Annotated in this window: 13 protein-coding genes; 6 read left to right on the plus strand and 7 right to left on the minus strand. The window is 43.9% G+C overall.

Features of this window, described 5'->3' with window-relative positions; translation table 11 throughout:
- Positions 1 to 202: 202 nt before the first annotated feature.
- Positions 203 to 625: an Hsp20/alpha crystallin family protein gene (locus tag L3V23_RS09525; protein ID WP_042479459.1), complete on the plus strand. Its 423-nt coding sequence runs from the start codon at positions 203 to 205 to the stop codon at positions 623 to 625.
- Between the two features lie 404 nt (positions 626 to 1,029).
- Entirely contained in the window at positions 1,030 to 2,142 is a 1,113-nt protein-coding gene (locus tag L3V23_RS09530) for a hypothetical protein (protein ID WP_237292258.1), read from the plus strand.
- Between the two features lie 55 nt (positions 2,143 to 2,197).
- Here the strand turns inward: L3V23_RS09530 and L3V23_RS09535 are convergent, their stop codons facing one another.
- Positions 2,198 to 3,094, minus strand: a complete 897-nt coding sequence (locus L3V23_RS09535; RefSeq protein WP_102965099.1) for a LysR family transcriptional regulator — start codon at positions 3,092 to 3,094, stop codon at positions 2,198 to 2,200.
- A 198-nt stretch (positions 3,095 to 3,292) separates the two neighbouring features.
- Here L3V23_RS09535 and L3V23_RS09540 point away from each other — a divergent pair, with 198 nt between their 5' ends.
- Positions 3,293 to 4,930 (plus strand): alpha-glucosidase, encoded by a 1,638-nt coding sequence (locus L3V23_RS09540; protein WP_102965098.1) that lies wholly within the window; start codon positions 3,293 to 3,295, stop codon positions 4,928 to 4,930.
- 75 nt (positions 4,931 to 5,005) lie between these two features.
- Here L3V23_RS09540 and L3V23_RS09545 read toward each other — a convergent pair whose 3' ends face one another.
- Positions 5,006 to 5,848, minus strand: coding sequence for a MalM family protein (locus L3V23_RS09545; protein WP_102965097.1), 843 nt, complete (start codon positions 5,846 to 5,848; stop codon positions 5,006 to 5,008).
- A gap of 64 nt (positions 5,849 to 5,912) precedes the next feature.
- The gene (locus L3V23_RS09550; RefSeq protein ID WP_102953251.1) at positions 5,913 to 7,247 is read right to left on the minus strand and encodes a carbohydrate porin; all 1,335 of its coding nucleotides are present in this window, start codon (positions 7,245 to 7,247) and stop codon (positions 5,913 to 5,915) included.
- Positions 7,248 to 7,690: 443 nt separating this feature from the next.
- Here L3V23_RS09550 and glgX point away from each other — a divergent pair, with 443 nt between their 5' ends.
- Positions 7,691 to 9,667 (plus strand): glycogen debranching protein GlgX, encoded by a 1,977-nt coding sequence (glgX, locus tag L3V23_RS09555; protein ID WP_102965096.1) that lies wholly within the window; start codon positions 7,691 to 7,693, stop codon positions 9,665 to 9,667.
- 118 nt (positions 9,668 to 9,785) lie between these two features.
- Here the strand turns inward: glgX and L3V23_RS09560 are convergent, their stop codons facing one another.
- From L3V23_RS09560 to L3V23_RS09570, 3 genes are all read right to left on the minus strand, one after another.
- Positions 9,786 to 10,586 (minus strand): hypothetical protein, encoded by an 801-nt coding sequence (locus tag L3V23_RS09560; protein ID WP_102953253.1) that lies wholly within the window; start codon positions 10,584 to 10,586, stop codon positions 9,786 to 9,788.
- A gap of 265 nt (positions 10,587 to 10,851) precedes the next feature.
- Positions 10,852 to 11,310 carry a GNAT family N-acetyltransferase gene (locus L3V23_RS09565; RefSeq protein WP_237292259.1) on the minus strand — a complete coding sequence of 153 codons (459 nt, stop codon included), beginning with the start codon at positions 11,308 to 11,310 and terminating at the stop codon, positions 10,852 to 10,854.
- Between the two features lie 33 nt (positions 11,311 to 11,343).
- Positions 11,344 to 11,925: a histidine phosphatase family protein gene (locus L3V23_RS09570; protein WP_102962315.1), complete on the minus strand. Its 582-nt coding sequence runs from the start codon at positions 11,923 to 11,925 to the stop codon at positions 11,344 to 11,346.
- A gap of 193 nt (positions 11,926 to 12,118) precedes the next feature.
- Between L3V23_RS09570 and L3V23_RS09575 the strand changes: the two genes are divergently transcribed.
- Positions 12,119 to 13,237 (plus strand): HD-GYP domain-containing protein, encoded by a 1,119-nt coding sequence (locus L3V23_RS09575; protein ID WP_237292260.1) that lies wholly within the window; start codon positions 12,119 to 12,121, stop codon positions 13,235 to 13,237.
- Positions 13,238 to 13,259: 22 nt separating this feature from the next.
- Here L3V23_RS09575 and L3V23_RS09580 read toward each other — a convergent pair whose 3' ends face one another.
- Entirely contained in the window at positions 13,260 to 14,237 is a 978-nt protein-coding gene (locus L3V23_RS09580; protein WP_237292261.1) for an arginine deiminase-related protein, read from the minus strand.
- A 421-nt stretch (positions 14,238 to 14,658) separates the two neighbouring features.
- Between L3V23_RS09580 and L3V23_RS09585 the strand changes: the two genes are divergently transcribed.
- Entirely contained in the window at positions 14,659 to 16,512 is a 1,854-nt protein-coding gene (locus L3V23_RS09585; protein ID WP_237292262.1) for an ABC transporter ATP-binding protein, read from the plus strand.
- Positions 16,513 to 16,625: the final 113 nt, after the last annotated feature.

Genomic DNA, 16,625 nt, shown 5'->3' on the forward strand with positions numbered 1-16,625 from the left:
TACGCAGCGAACATTAAAAATGGGTTACAGAAAAAAGGCTATTTGATGACAAAATTCCGATATGCCATTCCGGTTTGAATTCGTATTTCTTACGCTTGAATTGGGCTTGATTTTGATCAATCAAACTTCAATTTCCCCTTCACTTGACGCCACAAGAACTACAATTAGTGAGGTAGCAAAAGATAGAAAATGGGAGGTTATGATGAGCTTAATTCCTCGTGATTCATGGTCTGATTTCTATCGCGTATTTGATCATGCATTCCCATCAATTCGCACTCGATTTGATGCGGAGGCTTTTTCACCTCGCGTTGATGTGATTGAAAAAGAAACCGCATTTGAAATCATTGCCGATTTGCCGGGAGTGGCTAAAGATGATGTGATCATCACCTATAAAAATGGTGCGCTAACAATTGAAGCCTCCACCAGCAAAACCGAAGAAAATACAGATCAGAACAAAGTCATCCACAAAGAACGCTATGAAGGAAAAATGGTTCGCAGCTTTTCTTTAAGCGAAAACGTAAATCCAAAAGACATTTACGCAGAATTTGAGGATGGCGTGTTGGTTGTGGTTGTTCCTAAGCTAGAAACGCAACAAGTGGAAGACCACCGCATCACCATCAGTTAGTTGAATCTTACTAATTGATAGCTCATTGATGTGTACAACCAAAATCCAAAAGGGGCGAGATGCCCCTTTTCTTCATTTGCTTCTCTACTGGCTGGTTAGATAAGCCAACCCAGACACGCCGTTCAGCTCAGTTCAACATTTACTCCAACCAGTTCAAAGCCGCATTACGCTATTTTTCAGCGTTTTCTGATAGGACATGAATGCAAATGGCTGCATTCAGCTGGGAAATATTTCGGCAAAATGGCTCCCTTGTAACGTTATGTCTACCACGTTTGCAACTTCACGGAGGCGGCTCTTTTTAGCGCCACTATGGAAGTTGGTATTGATCTGACACTAGGGACAATTGAACACAGAGAGCCAATCACGCAAAGGTGACATCGAGAAATTTTGAGGTAAGAAAAACAATGAGCACTTTGCATACGGATACTTTAGTGACAACCGTTAAGCCAGTTGATGGCTCAGAGCCCAACATAGTAGAAAATGAAATCAAACCAAACGAAGACGCAAAGCAACCCGCTGACGCCACAACAACCGAAGAGCTGATAACCATAGAGCCTGTTGCCCCTGCATTGCCTAATGTTTCAACCACAACAGTGATTGAAGCGCCTAACGCAGTTTCAAAATCGCAAACAACTGAGAAAAACGCGAAACGCGAGGAAACAGTGACAACAAAAAACATCAAGACCACTTCACCTGAAGCTGAAACCAAGGTAGACGCTAAAGTGGAGAGCACTGCGCCCAAGGCCACCGCAGTAGAATCGATTGTTGCCGTTTCAGAAAGCGAAAACCGAACAAGTTCGGATACAAAAACTCCGTCTGTTGAGGATGCAGAAGTATTGATTCTAAAAGATTCACACCACCAAAATTCTGTAAGCATTAAACAAGACAACCAAGTTGCTACCACAGTAGAGTCAGCTAATCAGCCCGTGCATTCAGACACTGTCATGGCTTTTAATACTGATTGGATACTGATCGCGGTTTTCATTTTAACCTCGATCATTGTGCTCATTACCAATCGCAAGGCGATCAAGAGAGCCACAGCACTGGCCAAAGAATCTTCACGCCCCGTGATGCCGACAATCAATCCAGCTATTGACGTTGATTTTGAAAAAGCAAAAATCGTGGCAGAAAGCAGACAACAGTGGATTCAATCGTTAAGAGCTGAAATTGCAGATTTCGTCTCCGCAACTAACGCAATCTGGGACTTACACAAAATCAAAGATGGCTTTGAAGATATTCTTACTGAGATGAAAGATCCGCAGTTTGCAATGAAAGAGCTCCATCAGTGGTCTTGTACCTATAACAAAGCCTTGCAGGACACCGAAAAACTGTATGCGAAAATTCATTTGCTGATTAATCCAGATGAAGAACATTCTCAAACGCTTTCAAGCTTGCTAGACAAGACCATGGTGGCGATTGAAGCGAAGAAATCACCTTCAAAACTGAATGATGAAATCGTCGCTATCACTCAAGTCATTTTGAAACAGGAGTGGCAACGAGTGAAAACGTTCAGCTGATAACACTGGCAGTATCTAAAACGAACAAAGGAGCGATTTCGCTCCTTTTTCTGTCTCAGACTCTTTGCCGAATCCTTTCTATCATGGATAACACCTTTTCATCGTCACAGCCTAGTTTGTGGTAGATACCAACGTTACCAAGCTTGTTTTCATCAATGAAAAGAGTCTTAAACCCTTTCTGCATCATCCACGCTGACAGCTCACTGCTGTAGGGCATAATGGCATCACTGCTGCGTAATATATCTAGGCTGGCTGAAAATGAGTCCACGTTATAAGTGGAACGCACAACATCCGACGATATGCCCATCTGCGATTTCATATGATCCGCAAGCACTACGCTGTGCCGTGCATGATCCGGCGTGACACGAATCAGAGGATAGCTCGCATCTACCTCTGATATTGACTGCACGTTACGCTTAAGCAGTGGATGATCACCTCGTACATAAACGGCTTCGCGATCTTGCAGCAAAGGGACAAACTGCACCCGACACCTTTCATGCAAATGACGAATTTCATGTCCGACAAACAGGTCGATTTCCCCTTGCACTAAGTGGTGCATAAGAGACAGGTTATTACCAAACTCAAGTTCAATAGACGACTTTGGCGCTTGTTTTAGGTGTTGGCTCACTGCTTCTCGAACAAACAGTTCCCACCATGTATCACCCGTGCCCAGCTTCAACTTACCGGCTTCTCGCTGATGCATGTCATGCAGTCGATGCAATAGCTGATTATGCTGTTCCTGCTGCTGCTGAACATGCTCTTTAAGCATTTTGCCGTATTCCGTCAGCTCCATCCCTTTTGAACGACGATGAAACAAAGAAACACCAATATCACTTTCTAACTTTTGCATAGCAGATGTCAGTGAAGGCTGACTAATATGCAGTTGTTCCGCAGCCTGTTTGATACTGCCTAAATGAGCAACCATCAGGAAATAACGATAGTTTTTATGCATAGCCAACCAACAATAATTATTGATATCACACTTTAAGAAATGGATTTTTCACTGTTGAAGACCATTAAAACCGCAAACCAGTATCAACTCAATATGATATAGCCAAATTCTATATCACAGTAAATCTAATCAATTGTTCTTTTCCCCTCTATCTCACTATATTGCTTAGAGTCTTGTTGGAATTTGGGAGAAAGTACTATGCAAAAACAGTGGTGGCATGATGCCGTTGTCTATCAAATTTATCCTCGCAGCTTTTGCGACTCTAACCACGATGGTATTGGCGACCTGCCGGGCATCATCAGCAAACTCGATTATCTTAAAAATCTGGGTGTAAACGTACTCTGGCTGTCACCCGTTTATCAGTCACCTATGGATGATAACGGCTATGACATTTCAGACTATCAGGCTATCGCTGCTGAGTTCGGTACCATGGAAGATATGAAATGCCTACTTGATCAAGCAAACAGACGAAATATAAAAGTGGTGATGGATTTAGTCGTCAACCACACCTCAGATGAACATCCATGGTTTATTTCAGCGAAATCATCAAAAAGCAGCCCATATCGTGACTTCTATATATGGCGCGATGCCAATGCTGACGGTTCACCGCCCAACGATTTGGGCTCCATTTTTGGTGGTGGCGCGTGGGAGTGGGATGCGACTACAGAGCAGTATTATTTCCATCTGTTCTCTAAACGCCAGCCAGACCTGAACTGGGAGAACCCGAAAGTTCAGCAAGCGGTTCACGACATGATGAACTGGTGGATAGAACAAGGTATTGGTGGTTTCCGCCTTGATGTTATTGACCTTATCGGCAAAGAGATCGACAAAAAAATCACGGACAATGGCCCACGTTTGCATTCCCTATTACAGCAAATGAATCGAGCTACTTTTGGCGATAAAGATCTTCTCACCGTAGGTGAAACTTGGGGTGCGACACCGGAAATTGCAAAACTATACAGCGCCCCAGAACGCAATGAGTTGTCGATGGTATTTCAGTTTGAACACATCACGCTCACTTGGAAAGATGGCGACAAATGGCAGCCGATTCCGTTAAAACTCAGTGAGTTCAAACAAGTTTTAACCAAATGGCAAGTCGAGCTAGAAAACCAAGGCTGGAACTCACTGTTTTGGAATAACCATGATTTACCGCGCGCAGTGTCCAAATATGGCGACGACGGTGACTACCGTGTCGAGTCAGCCAAGATGCTGGCAACAGCACTGCATTTCTTAAAAGGAACGCCTTACATCTATCAGGGTGAAGAGCTGGGTATGACAAATGTAGAGTTCCATTCACTGGATGAGTACCAAGATATTGAGACGCTGAACTTCTATAAAGTACGTACCGAAGCGGGTGTATCCCATGAAGAGATGATGGCGGCGCTGCATGAAAACAGCCGCGACAATGCCCGCACTCCGATGCAGTGGAATGATCAAGAATATGCTGGCTTCAGCACGGTTAAGCCTTGGCTCAAAGTGAACCCAAACTATGTGGACATCAACGTTGAACAAGCACTCGCAGACAGTGATTCCATTTTCTATCACTACCAAACGTTAATTCAGCTACGAAAAACCATGCCAGTGATTGTGTACGGTCACTTCACGCCTGTGTGCGAATCTCATGAGGCCGTGTTTGCCTATTTACGTGAACATGAAGACGATAGAATTCTAGTGGTAAACAACTTCAGTAAAGAGCCTCAAACTCTTTCACTATCAGAGGTGGTAGGGTTAGACAACGTTGAACACCTGATTAGTAACTACCCGCCAAGAGATAACCTCAACGGTGAACTGACACTGCTTCCGTTTGAATCGTTTGCCGTAAAACTGCAGCGATAGAACAAAACTGTAGCAATAAAACCGACAAAGGAGCATCACTGCTCCTTTGTTTTCAAATCGAATCCATATATTGGATTATTTGGCGTTCACCGCTTTAACAAACACTTCTTGAGCATCTTCAATACCCAGAGCTTTAGCTTCATCGAGTAGGCTTAGAGCTTTATTAATGTCATTGTCTGCCACTGCCTTTTGAATTGCGTTTAGGTAGAACGTTTTTGTCTCTGGCTGAGCTTCAATCACAACAGCCTTCGCTTTTACTGGTTCTGCAACTGCCGTTTGTGAGTTCGCTTTAAAAGGACGAAGTTTCAGTGTTTCCACCTCTAGCCCTAGTGTTCCACCAAGTTGATAAGTGTAGGTTGGGTCTACAACCATTGGCATAGCTTCGCCGAATTCTTTAGCTCTGACCTTTGCTGGGTGATCAACGGTAATTCGTTGACCTAAAGTCTCAGCAGACGTGTAAACGATCATGTATGGCGTTTTCGCCGCGTCAACTCTGAAGCGAGTAACGTATTGAGTACGACTAAAAGCATCTGCCGCTTTAGTCTGGAATTCTTCTAATGAATATTGAGCTACGGGTTGAAATGCTTCGTTCAGCAATATGACTTCTGGAGCAAATACGGAATCATTCACAAACTGACTCGATAATGTCAGCAGGATGTCTTGTGAACGGTCGCTAAAGCGAAAAGCCGCAAAATGACTGTTTCCAGATGGAAAACTACCCACAGGAGAAGCCAAATCGATATCAAATTTAATATTCTCGTTGTCACCAAGCTGTGCAAAAGGGAACTGCGCATAGCTTGAACAGCAAATTTCAGTATTCGTCGGGGGATCGATGTGCAATTGAGTCTGGGACTGAGTCGCACAACCAGTAAGTAGAGCACCTAAGGAAACAGCAAGTAAGGTTTTTGTTCTTGTCATTATTTTATCTCTCTAGTGATTGCGCAAAAAGGCAGCCTAGGCTGCCTTCGCTAATGGTATCGGGTTAGAACCAGATTTCAGTGTGAACACCGATAACAGTTTCACTCTTACCATCTTTGATACCGATTTGTGAAGCACTCGCTTCATCATCAGCAGAAATGTAGCTTACGTAAGGTTTAATTTGAGGACGACCAAAGTAGTCAGCATTCACTGTAAACGCAGCAGCAACTTCTAGGTTTAGAATATCGCTTTCTACTGCATCGCCAGAACGCCCCCAGTAACCGTCAGCACCTTCTTCATGTGCGTAAGAACCTGTCATTTCTAAACGTAGGTTGTCGTTCACTTTGTAAGAAGGACGAACAGCAACAATATAACGTTTTAGGTCTTTCGCAGTAAATAGTTCATCTAACGCAGCGAAGTACGTCATTTCAGAACCCATTTGCCAGTTTTCAGAGATGTTAAGAACACCGTAAGAAGTGAAGAAAATTGATTCTTGGTTCTCGTCGCCGCCAGACCAACCACCGAAGTTCACACCACGGTTTTGAGCAACACCTTTACCGTATGCGATAGCAGTTTGAGTCCAACCATCTAGGCCATAGTAGCTAGAGTTCAAGGTAATTGCAGCGCCGAAGCCATCTTCTGCGTTGCTGTCCTTATTCGCTTGCTCCATGTATTTGAAGTCAAAGTCTAGGCTACCGATACCAGCGTCTACACCGTAGTAGTAGAAGTCATAAGAAGTCAGCGTTGTACGCTCTGCATCATGAGTAGCATTGCCCGCGTCTGGGTCTGCTACAACGATTGCGAAACCTGCAGTGTTACCCGCTAGTTTAGATTGAACACCAGCACCAACACCTGAAGATTGTTTCCAGAACTCACCAGAAAGCAGGCCTGCAGCACGGTTTAAGAAACGTTGACCACCCCAGATAGAAGTATCTTGACCTAGGAAGTCAAAACCACCGATTTCAACGAACGTCTCTTTAACTTCAAATTGTGCTTCGTCATTTTGTTTTTGACTACCAGAAGAGCTGTAAGCATAAGAGTTGCCGTTGCCGTACTCAGTACGTACGTTGAAGTTAGACCAAACGCCATTTTGGTGTTCAGTGTGCTTCTTAATTGAGAATTCTACTTGGTTGGTACTCTTACCGTGAGTACCTGCAGTTTTGTAGTCTGGCTTACCAAACTCAGTATCTACCGTTTCACCATCAACCATACGGAAGTTCATAGAAGCGTAACCGTGAACTTCCCAACCATCTGTAATAACTTCTGTTGGTTTTTTAACCTCTACGTTCATTGCACCTTCACCAGAAGTTACATCTAGTGCTACTTCGTTTTCAGCTAAAGCTTGGCCAGCGAAAAGAGCTGTTGCCACTGCGGCAGCAATTACACTTACTTTTTTCATTTTTAACTCCAAATAGGATTTTATTTTTAGTTCCTTAGTTCTCTTTCTACTTGGAGCCGAAAAGGCAGAAATCCGGCCAAAATAAAAAGAGGTAAGACGGGACAAGTCCCCAGTTGTTTCAACGCTATTTAGGTTAATCAAGTCGTATAGGGATGACTTCCTCCACCCTAAATTAATTTGAGGGGGATGATTAGGGAGGAGTTTTTTTCATGTATGGTGTTTTTAAAACGTTGATCACGCAATTTAGGGGGAGTAGTGATCGAAACCTTTCAGGTTATTGGAATACAAAATGCATTAGATCACTATTTGGCGATAAATTATTCATAAAACTGTAATGAAATTACAGAATATATTTTATTAAAGGGCGCTTGACCTAAGAGTCCCAAAGCTTTTTACTTAATTCAGTGGGTAACTTAACTCTAACTATAAGAACGTAACTTACGATGACTACTACAGCTTCTCGTCCGTATCCTTTAGGTGCAACACTTGATCCAAATGGATGCAACTTTTCTATCTATGCGCCTGCCAACGATGATTTGGTGCTTGCCTTGTTCAATTCTGATGGCAGTTACGAAACACACCCTTTGGAAGGAGAGTATGCTGGAATAAAGCACACCTACATGGCAGGCATCAAAGCAGGCCAACGGTATGGTTTTATCTCTCATGAAGACGACAACAGTTTATTGTACGTGTCAGACCCTTATGCCAAAGCGTTAGATGCTCCGCTTACTTATACTCCTCCATTTTCTGAAGAAGACAGCTTTGAGCTCGCGAAATGTATCGTCATAAGCGATGACTTCGATTGGCAAGATTCACACAAGCCTGCTATTTCCCGTGATGAAATGGTGCTGTTTGAAACGCACGTCAAAGGGCTAACTCAACGTCACCCAAATGTGGATGATACCGTTCGCGGAACCTATTTAGGCTTGATCAGCGAGCCAATGTTGCAGTTTTATCGAGATCAACATATCAACACCTTGCAACTGCTTCCAATTGCAGCGTGTATGCATGAACCTCATTTGTTGGATATGGGTAAAGTGAACTATTGGGGGTACAACCCTTTTGTGTTCATGGCACCCGATCCACGCTACGCCGTTAAAGATGCAGTAACCGAGTTAAAAACCGTCATAAGAGAACTGCATAAGCAAGGCATCCAAGTGATTTTAGATGTGGTGTACAACCATACCGCAGAAGGTGGGCAAGACGGTCCAGTATTCAATCTCAAAGCGCTCGATCCAAACTACTACCTGAGACACGGTTCTCATTACGCCAATTTCACTGGATGCGGCAATACCGTTGACCTCTCTTATCAGCCCTCGTTAAACCTTGTGATGGATACCCTTCGTTACTGGGTAAACGAGTACAAAGTCGATGGCTTCCGTTTTGATTTAGCGGCAACGCTAGGTCGTCGAGGTGATGATTTCAGCAGCGATGCCGCGTTCTTCAAAGCTGTGGCTCAAGATCCAATACTTCGAGAAGTGAAGTTGATTGCTGAGCCTTGGGATATTGGTCCTAACGGCTACCAAGTCGGTAATTTCCCTTTTGGCTGGAACGAAACCAACGACAAACTGCGCGACATTACCCGCAGCTTTTGGCGTGGCGATCAGGGCTATCTAAAAGAATTTGCAACGCGTCTTATGGGCTCACGAGATCTCTACAGCGCAGCTAACTGGCCATATAAGCTAACCGTCAACTACATTACTTACCACGATGGTTACACCCTTCAGGATCTGGTGTCATACAAGCACAAACACAATGAAGCCAACGGTGAACAAAACCGTGATGGCCACGGTGATAACCGTTCTGATAACTATGGTGAAGAAGGTGAAACAGATAACCTCGTGATTCAGGCAACCCGTGAGCGCCAAAAGCGTAACTTCATGGCAAGCCTGCTGTTTGCGTTTGGTATACCGCATATTCTCACCGCAGATGTGTTATCCCATACCCAGAAGGGTAACAACAATGCTTATTGTCAGGATAACGAAATCAGTTGGATAAACTGGGAGAACACCGAACGCAAAGGCATCTTCAAAGAGTGGCTCGCTCAAATGGTTGCCGCTCGTCAAACCTATATGGTTCCGTTTATTCGTGCCTTCAGTGGTGACGAACGCAACTTCAATCGTATCTTCTGGCGACGAGTCGACGGTGAATTGATGGAGCATGATGACTGGAACAGAGTCAGTGCGGTTGCCCTACACATGGGCATCGGTGAAGATGAACAAGAAATGCTGTATTTGATCAACCAAACCAACGCTCCGGCAAGGTTTAAACTGCCTCATGATCGCGGTCAGGACTGGAAAATTATCTGTGACACTAACCTGTGCCATATCCAGCCAGGTCATGCTGAAGGAGAAATACTGCAACTTCCATCTTCAATGGCGATTCTTCATTTCCAACCGAAGAAGAAATGCAAATCCTAGGTCGTTCAAACCAATCGATGTAAACGATCACAAAGCAATGAGCAAATGCTCGTGAACAATAGATATCGCAGTCAACAAAACGGGAGAGCCAATAGCTCTCCCGTTTTTATGTTGCTAATCATTCAGCGGAATAACCACCGCTAATGGCTTTGGCAAAGGTTTTTTCAATGATTGCTTCATAAACGTCAACCAAGGTAGCGGAAATCTCCGAACTCAGATCAAACAACTTAGCCTGATACTCTTCTGTATGTTTATGCTCGGTCAAATATTGTTCCAGCTGTGTCATACACTCATTCAAGTCTGGATGGTAATCCGAATACACGTCACTCACTTTCACCAGTCTTGAATAGAGAACATTCGCTTGTTTAGCGAGTAGTGCCGGTTTTAGATTCATGTTCATCGCCATGATTCCTAAACGGTACTGAGTCAATGCTTCAATGCCAGACATTACCGCTTGCCACTGATCATTGTATTCTCCTGCTAACTCCAGCTTGTCGGCTTTATCAAGAGAGATAAGGATCTGGCTATCGACCTGAAAAATCAGTTGGCGAATCACTTTACCGTGCACCACCAAATTGTTCGAAATCGAGCGATTCTTGTAGCTACTTGTTAATTGGGACAGCTTGTTTTTCAGTGCGATTCTTTCGATAGAATTACCAACGTAACGGTCACTCGCTAGCTTGGTAATTGCTTTCGTCATCTCCTCATCCAGAGCCGCAATTTTCTCTACAACCTCTTGTTGATGATTAAAAAGAAACTGGTGAGTGAGCGATCGATGCTGTCTCACCATATCAATCATATCCAGTAACTTGGTAACTGAAGCCTGATGCTTTAGCAAACTACGACGTGAACCTTTTGAAACTAATGTAGAAACTTCACCGACCAAACCAAGAATAAAGTTATTGCCAATCATTTCCATGTCACTGATCTCCTGCATACCTGTCTATAGCAAGGAATTGCATAAGCAGTGCCAACTGTTAACTTATTGATATCAATAGATTTACACTTATGTGAACTTAACAGTCTTGCACAAAAATGTGACCAAGCGCACTTTTTTGGTGATTTTGTGATCGGAGTGGAATTATTTTATTACGTAGAAATAGTCAACTTTGAGAATTAGCTTAGGCTGCTTTGAGCCTTGCCCAAAACAACTTCTGTGTCATCTTTCTGTCCTAATTTATTGGCTACCTTAGCTCAACAGTCATGAACTTACTGTTCGGATCCGATTTGTAGTCCGCAAACGGTTCACAATAATTAAAGCCAAACTTCTCATATAAGTTTCGTGCCGCAAGAAAGTACTCTTCCGAGCCTGTTTCTAGGCTTACACGTTGATACCCACGTTCCGTTGATACGTTCAAAGCATGTTGCAGTAGCTGAGTCGCTACCCCTGATTTTCTGGCGTGACGTGAGGTGCGCATCGACTTCAGCTCAGCGTGTGATTCGTCCAGCTGCTTTATCGCCACACACCCCATTAACTGCCCATCTCTCCAGCCGCTAAAGAAAGTGATCTCGGAAGATTTGAGCGCGTTAACATCGAGAGCATGCACACTCTCAGGTGGAGAAGTGGCGTACATATCTGCTAAATGCTCTTCCAAGAGTCCTATAACTTCTCCGCCTTCTAGGCTATCGATAATGATGTCCATATCTCAATTGTCCGTCTTATATGTGAATGAATATTATTCCCTGAAGTTTTTGGTTATATCGAATATTTCAACCAACTTAAAGGTTTTGTTCTCATACTCATATTTAATCACACAGCAGTTCGGGATCGGTCCTTTCAGCACATCATCTAAGTCGTGCCATAGTGACAAAAAGTGTTTACATGCACCTGAATGCGACACCGCCAGAACCGTGTTATTACCTTCTTGCTCCATGATTTCAATGCAAGTTTTCAGTACGCGATCTTTCAGTTGCTGGCGAGACTCACCGCCAAACTGCAAATAATGCGTTTCACGGGCTTCGTAACTTGGATGGAGATCTTCACTCTCACCTTCATAAGTGCCGAAGTTCATCTCTTTCAACCCTTTCAGGCGGGTTAAAGGCATTCTGTTGCGGGTCACGATTTCAGCGGTATCGCTGGCGCGTTCAGTAGAAGAGCTGTAGAGGCGATCGAGTTCAATATTGTCAAAAAACTTGGCGGCAAGTTCTGCCTGACGAATACCCTTTTCAGTTAGTGGTGAATCACACCAACCTTGGATTTTTCTTCTCACATTAAACAGCGTCTCACCGTGACGCATCATATAAAAGGTTTTAGTCATTGAGAGCCATTTGTTTCAATCTTAAAAAGCAATACGCCATTATAAACAGATATGAAACCAATGTAGATCTTTTAGAAACAGACAACAGTTTGTGCTCGGACTCACGAAACAAGGCCAATAATTGAGATTTAGGAACGCTTCAGATAATGCCACTTATAATTAGTTTATCTAATAAATAAGGTTGGGCGTTGAAATGGCTAGCATATTACACAACCCATTAAACAATATAGAAAACTCGCTGACGGACAGGCTTAAAGATCTACATGACAGGATACTAGAGCGCTCACCAGGAGTGTGCCGTATTGCTTGCGCACTTTATGACCCGCAGACCGACCTTCTGAAAACCTTTATTAACAGTACTAACTCAGGGCACGCCATTAGTCGTTATGAATTTCCACTGAGTAAAAGCTATCAACTGCAAAAACTGAGAGAAAGCGGTTCGTGCCGAGTTATCGACAAAATTGAAGAAGAGATTGGAACAGGAACCGCCCACTCTGACTGGCTTCTTGAACAGAAATACCGCTCCTCTTTTACTATTCCAATGATGACAGACAACCATTTCATTGGTTTTATCTTTATCGACAGTGAGATAGAAGGTTACTTTGACGAGCAGGTGCAAAGAGATCTGGTACTACTCACCAAACTGATTACCCTAACTATCGTCAGTGAGATATCAACAGTTCAGGCACTGTTAGCCACCGCTCAGGCTGCGAGAGACTTCGCTCACCTGCGGGATTTCGAAACTGGCATGCATCTGAACCGAATGGCACTGCTGTCACGCATGATAGCGAAATCGATCGCCGATCAATTTCAGTTCACCGATGAGTTTATCGAGCATCTCTATTTGTTTAGTCCATTGCACGATATCGGAAAGATAGGGATTCCCGACAAAATACTGCTCAAACCCGGCAGGCTCACTGAAGAAGAGTTTGAGATTATGAAAGGCCATGTCGATAAAGGGATCAAAATCATCTCTAAAGTATTGGATGACTATCAGCTCTCCCACCTCAGCGATTCACAGTTAATGCTCAACATTGTGGCAGGCCACCATGAATACCTTAATGGCACAGGTTATCCGAAAGGTTTGGTGGGCGATGAAATTCCGATAGAAGCGCGAATTGTCACCGTGGCAGACATATTTGATGCACTTACCAGTAAACGCCCTTACAAGGAACCTATGTCAATTGAAGAGTCCATCAAAGAACTGCAAAAAATGGTAGAGATTGGCAAGCTTGATCCTGTTTGTGTTAACGCACTAATTGAAAACATCGATCAAGCTGCCGATATCGTTACCCGATTTAGAGACGATTAGTTTCTTCTCTATAAACCTGGACTTAGAGAGTATGGCTGCGGACTGGCAAAAATACTTCGCCCAACATACAACGAACACTACCGCCACCGATGCTTTCGATGGTTTCAACATTGATAGGCAGTAGCTTACCGTGGCTGGAAAGCTGAGTGCGTTGCGCTGGAGAAAATGCCTCATAAGCCGATTGAGACATCGCAATAACCTTGTCACCATTGACCGTTTCGAGTTGCAAAATGTTGCCACAGAACCGGTTCATTTGATCCAGTGAAATGGAAATCACCTGTTTGTCTTTCGCCAGCGACTTCAGCACAAAGCGGCGCTCGTATTCAGGGATCACTTCATCACAAATTACGCAGAAGCTTTCTCCAATCGCCATCATCACATTGGTGTGATAAATCGGCTGTCCTGAAGGCAAAGCCGTTTGGAAAGAAACCACACGCTCGTAGCCAATGCGCTGAGCATAATCTTCAAGAACTTCACGATCACAACGCTGGGAAAGTGCAGCATAAATAGTGCGGTTGATATGGTCGATCACCATAACACCAGTGCTTTCCAGATACGCATGTTGCTTTTGGTATTCCACCAGCGAATCTTGGCGAGAGACGGTACGGCCTGCAAAGGAAAGTTGCTGAATCAACTCATCTGAACGAACCTCATACTGGCGATTAGTACAAGCCATAGGAAAGATATAGAAAGCGCCGTCAGTGGTGGTACTGAACCAGTTATTTGGGAACACCGCATCCGGTGTCACCACATCGCCCAACGGATAATCGAACACAACTACCTGAACACCTTCTTTCCGTAACTTGGTGACCATTTGATTGAATTCAGCCATTGCATGTTGAGTGATTTGTTCATCAGACAAGGCAGATTGATTCTGAAATTCGTTGTCTTGAGCCGTCTCCGCATTGAACTTAAACTCTTTTGGCGGAACCATAACAACACAGTTGGCATTCTGCACAACACCTGAGTGACGTTGGGATAAATTTTGCGCTTGTAGCATGGTTGAAACACATCCGTTTGTTCAGCAATGTTTTGGATTGTAAACAGTTTGTTATAATAACTTTCACTGAATTTTGGCTATCAAATGCAAGCAAACCTTCTCATTTACTGCCGTTTTAATTTATATCAGTAAATATTACTGACTATTTTTTAGCTGAGCGGCATATATGCACTTTTTATGCAACAAGTGTATAGGGTATTCAATTTAATGAATGAATACCGAACGAGCCGCAGCGTTTTATACTGGCGGATATTTGTACTCTTAATAACCTCGGTTTAGAGATATACTGCTGAGCATAAAGCATTCAATTGCATATTTTCGTTGGCGGCACAGTAAGCAACGAGAAAATTATCCTGCTTTCGCATCACAACGACTTCTGCCTATTTGTGATGTGGTGAATGAATAAAAATAAGGATCTTCAATGTATAAAAAATTTGAAAGCTTCACCGAAGCGTTTCCTCAAAAGGAGCCAGACAGGCCACCCAATACACTCTTAGCATTCTGTCTGCACTACACAAAAGGCTTTGAAAAACCGCTGATTTTATTAGCGTTAATGAGTACCACCATCGCCATAATTGAAGTCTCACTGTTTGGCTTTATGGGTCAGTTAGTCGATTGGTTATCAGGTAGCAACCCAGAAACATTTTTGGCGGACAACAAAGATACTCTGATGGGGTTATCCGTACTTATTTTGGTTGTGATGCCTATTTTGATCGGCTTCTATTCGTTGGTGATACATCAGACCATGCTGGGCAACTATCCGATGTCGATACGTTGGCTGGCACACCGTTACCTGCTGAAACAGAGCTTATCTTTTTATCAGGACGAGTTTTCTGGCCGTATAGCGACCAAAGTGATGCAAACCTCGCTGGCGATCCGAGAAACCGTGATGAAAACGCTGGATGTCTTTGTCTACGTCACCGTTTATTTTACCGCGATGGTTGTCATGCTGGCTCAGGCAGACTGGCGTTTAATGCTGCCGATGCTGATTTGGCTGGCCGCGTATGTCGCTATTCAGCTCTATTTTGTGCCGCAACTTAAAACAGTCTCTTCTGAGCAAGCTGATGCTCGCTCGCAAATGACCGGGCGCATTGTCGATAGCTACACCAATATCGCCACTGTGAAGCTGTTTTCTCACAGCAAACGCGAAACCAAATACGCAGAAGAAGGCATGGGCAGTTTCCTGGATACCGTGTATCGACAAATGCGTTTAGTCACTGGCTTTAACGTTTGTGTTGAGCTTGCCAACTACATTCTGGTGTTCGTGATTTCCGCTATGTCTATCTACTTGTGGATGCAAAGTGCAATATCAGTAGGCTCGATTGCGATTGCGATTGCACTGGCACTGCGTATTAACGGTATGTCGAAATGGATCATGTGGGAAGTTGGCGGTCTGTTTGAAAACATGGGTACTGTAGTTGATGGCATGCAGATGCTGTCTAAACCAATTGATATCCAAGATGACAAAGACGCCAAAGATCTGGTGGTTACTCAAGGTGCAATTGAATTTAACGATGTCAGCTTCCACTACGGCGAGAACAAAGGTGTGATTGATCACCTTAATCTGCATATCAAAGCAGGCGAAAAAGTCGGCTTGGTGGGGCGTTCTGGCGCGGGTAAGTCAACCTTAGTGAATCTGCTTCTGCGCTTCCATGATGTGGAGAGCGGCGAGATTAAAATTGATGGTCAGAATATTTCTAAAGTCACTCAAGATTCACTGCGTAGCGCTATTGGTATGGTGACGCAAGATACCTCATTGCTGCACCGTTCAATTCGCGACAACATCTTGTACAGCAGACCTGATGCAACCGAAGAAGATCTGCTCAAAGCGACCAAACAAGCGCATGCTCATGAGTTTATTACTGACCTGACCGATCCACATGGCAACGTCGGCTACGATGCTCAAGTGGGCGAGCGCGGTGTGAAACTGTCGGGTGGTCAACGTCAGCGTATCGCTATTTCACGAGTATTACTCAAAGATGCGCCATTGCTGGTATTGGATGAAGCGACCTCGGCACTGGATTCAGAAGTGGAAGCTGCCATTCAGGAAAGTTTGCTTGAGCTGATGCACGGTAAAACGGTGATTGCGATTGCCCACCGTCTATCAACGATTGCCGCTATGGACAGGCTTATTGTTTTAGATGACGGAAAGATCATTGAGCAAGGTACGCACCATGAACTTATCGAGCAGGACGGCATCTACGCCCATCTTTGGGCTCATCAGACTGGCGGTTTTATCGGTTGTGATGAACTTGAAGAAGAGAACGTTGCCTGAAGCAGCAGTCTCACTAAGCAAAACAAAATAACGAATAACAACTAAAGTTAAAGAGCCAACCACACAGGAGCCATCCTATAAAGGTTGGCTCTTCTCTTTTCACTGTGGTGAAT

The sequence above is a fragment of the Vibrio sp. A1-b2 genome, assembly GCF_021726015.1.
In the GTDB taxonomy this organism is placed as follows: domain Bacteria; phylum Pseudomonadota; class Gammaproteobacteria; order Enterobacterales; family Vibrionaceae; genus Vibrio; species Vibrio diazotrophicus.

Bases quoted from the DNA above. Each gene is read 5' to 3' on its own strand.
- L3V23_RS09525 (WP_042479459.1), top strand. From the start codon at position 203: ATGAGCTTAATTCCTCGTGATTCATGGTCTGATTTCTATCGCGTATTT.
- L3V23_RS09530 (WP_237292258.1), top strand. From the start codon at position 1,030: ATGAGCACTTTGCATACGGATACTTTAGTGACAACCGTTAAGCCAGTT.
- L3V23_RS09535 (WP_102965099.1), bottom strand. From the start codon at position 3,094: ATGCATAAAAACTATCGTTATTTCCTGATGGTTGCTCATTTAGGCAGT.
- L3V23_RS09540 (WP_102965098.1), top strand. From the start codon at position 3,293: ATGCAAAAACAGTGGTGGCATGATGCCGTTGTCTATCAAATTTATCCT.
- L3V23_RS09545 (WP_102965097.1), bottom strand. From the start codon at position 5,848: ATGACAAGAACAAAAACCTTACTTGCTGTTTCCTTAGGTGCTCTACTT.
- L3V23_RS09550 (WP_102953251.1), bottom strand. From the start codon at position 7,247: ATGAAAAAAGTAAGTGTAATTGCTGCCGCAGTGGCAACAGCTCTTTTC.
- glgX (WP_102965096.1), top strand. From the start codon at position 7,691: ATGACTACTACAGCTTCTCGTCCGTATCCTTTAGGTGCAACACTTGAT.
- L3V23_RS09560 (WP_102953253.1), bottom strand. From the start codon at position 10,586: ATGGAAATGATTGGCAATAACTTTATTCTTGGTTTGGTCGGTGAAGTT.
- L3V23_RS09565 (WP_237292259.1), bottom strand. From the start codon at position 11,310: ATGGACATCATTATCGATAGCCTAGAAGGCGGAGAAGTTATAGGACTC.
- L3V23_RS09570 (WP_102962315.1), bottom strand. From the start codon at position 11,925: ATGACTAAAACCTTTTATATGATGCGTCACGGTGAGACGCTGTTTAAT.
- L3V23_RS09575 (WP_237292260.1), top strand. From the start codon at position 12,119: ATGGCTAGCATATTACACAACCCATTAAACAATATAGAAAACTCGCTG.
- L3V23_RS09580 (WP_237292261.1), bottom strand. From the start codon at position 14,237: ATGCTACAAGCGCAAAATTTATCCCAACGTCACTCAGGTGTTGTGCAG.
- L3V23_RS09585 (WP_237292262.1), top strand. From the start codon at position 14,659: ATGTATAAAAAATTTGAAAGCTTCACCGAAGCGTTTCCTCAAAAGGAG.